At 48.5% G+C, this 1,959-nt stretch carries 2 protein-coding genes; one reads left to right on the top strand and one right to left on the bottom strand.

Going from position 1 to position 1,959, the window contains the following annotated elements; genetic code table 11:
* The first annotated feature begins 251 nt into the window (after positions 1-251).
* Positions 252-812: a YcbK family protein gene (locus tag ACRC27_RS05040; RefSeq protein ID WP_039045343.1), complete on the top strand. Its 561-nt coding sequence runs from the start codon at positions 252-254 to the stop codon at positions 810-812.
* A 107-nt stretch (positions 813-919) separates the two neighbouring features.
* Here ACRC27_RS05040 and ACRC27_RS05035 read toward each other — a convergent pair.
* Positions 920-1,959 (bottom strand): GNAT family N-acetyltransferase (locus tag ACRC27_RS05035; protein WP_438639328.1); only part of this gene is annotated, 1,040 nt, incomplete at its 5' end.

Here is a 1,959-nt window from a genome sequence, read left to right as displayed (position 1 = left end):
GCCCTGTCATATTGTGATACATCTCGATATGTTCTGTCTGAAGAAACTTATTTTGTGATTAAGTTCATGAAAATGGGTGCTTATCCGAATCTTTCTACTGACATCCGGTCTTAAATAGGTCAGCGTCAGAGGGATCTGTCAGATCTTTGTGCTGCCGTATAGGTTGACTGACTTTGCCTGTGCGGTTAAGGTGCATCGCGTTGGGTTTATAGCGTTTCCTTATAATTAACCGGATAGTAATCACTTAAATTATGCAAGATCTTGAGCAAGGGATTGATCACAGTCGTCGTAAGTGGCTTGCTTTAGGTGGCGTAGTACTCGGTTGTGCGCTGCTTCCCGGGCAAGCTTTGGCCTCATTATCTACGTCCAAACCAAAGATCCTGACATTGAATAACATCAATACTGGGGAAAAGGTTCGGGCCGAGTTTTTTGATGGTAAAAACTACGTCTCGGAAGAGTTGTCACGCCTGAATTTTTTGTTGCGTGATTACCGAGCCAATCAGGTTACCAAGATTGATAAACGATTGTTTGATCAACTATACCGCATTCAACTGATGGTCGGCGCACGTGGGGAAATCCAACTGATTTCTGGCTACCGTTCACCGAAAACCAATAAAAATCTGCGCAAGCATTCTCGGGGTGTGGCTAAGCATAGCTATCATACTCTGGCACGTGCCGTGGATTTTCGCATTGAAGGCGCATCATTGAGTAATGTCCGCAAAGCGGCCATGAAAATGAAAGCCGGCGGTGTGGGCTACTATCCAAAAAGCAATTTTGTGCATGTGGATACCGGCCCTGTACGCGCATGGTAAATCTGCTTGCAGCATAATGACAAAGCCCGAACTGAGTTTCGGGCTTTGTGCTATTTAACTCTACTGGATGGTGCTGATTGCTGCGCCAGAGGCTTGTGTGTGACAGGCTATGATTGAGCCGGTTGAGTGTTTAGGCTCGTGTTTTGTGTCTTCGCATCATCCTGTGGCGCTTCCTGAGAGGACGCTTTCAAATGTGGCGTGATGTAGCGAGCGCGTTTTTTCTCTTTCAGCTTGCTGGTATCAACCAGTACTAAGCCATCAATACAGTCAGCAAAGTCGGGATCAGTACCAAAATCCAAGAATTGCACGCCACCAGGTTCGCACAGTTCACTGTACTGTTTGTACAAGGTCGGGATCTGCACGCCAAAATGGTGCATCAGCGATTTAAGGGTCGTGAGATCTTTAAGGTAGTCCGAGCCACAAAACTGTTGCTGTAGTTCTTTTTGCAGTTCGTTCGTCAGCTGATAAGGGCGACGTGAGCGGGCAATGCTCTGGTGAGCGGCAAAATAGGTTTGATAGAAGTAAACTAGCAGGTTTTTCGCTTCCGGCGGTAAACCGTTACTGATACTGACCGGCCCGAACAGATAACGAAAATGCGGATTGCGCGCTAAAAATGCCCCGATGCCTAGCCACAGATAATCTAAGCTGCGTAAACCCCAGTAGCGCGGCTGCACGAAGCTGCGCCCCAACTCCAGCCCTTGCTGCAAGATAGGCGTCATCCCTTCATCGTATTGGAAAAGCGAGTGGGTATAGATACCGTCTAAGCCTTTTTCGCGTAAGGTGGTGGCGGTATCGCACAATCGGTAGGCACCGACAATCTCCAGATCCTGATCATCCCACAGCACAATGTGGACATAGTGGCGATCATAGCCATCGATGTCATACCGTTGCCCTGAGCCTTCACCTACAGCGCGAAACGCCACTTCGCGCAAGCGACCGATTTCGCGCATGATGGCGGAGTTTTCGCTGTAGCGATACAGGTAGATTTTCTTGTCATCACTGCTGGTTCCGAGCAAATCACACTCTTGGATCTCTTTACGCAGCGTCACGCGATTTTCTGGATGGGCAATCGGGATCTCTGTGGGTAACACGCCTGCTTTATTGGAGCCGAGCTGATACAGGTGTTTGCGAAACAGTTTGATCCGCG

Origin of the sequence: Plesiomonas sp. (assembly GCF_051650925.1) — a bacterium.
In the GTDB taxonomy this organism is placed as follows: domain Bacteria; phylum Pseudomonadota; class Gammaproteobacteria; order Enterobacterales; family CAMTGL01; genus Plesiomonas.
Note: the sequence above shows the minus strand (reverse complement) of the source record. Positions and strands in the feature narration are given on the sequence as shown.

Excerpts from the sequence above, each read along its gene's own strand:
- ACRC27_RS05040 (WP_039045343.1), top strand. The coding sequence starts at position 252 with ATGCAAGATCTTGAGCAAGGGATTGATCACAGTCGTCGTAAGTGGCTT.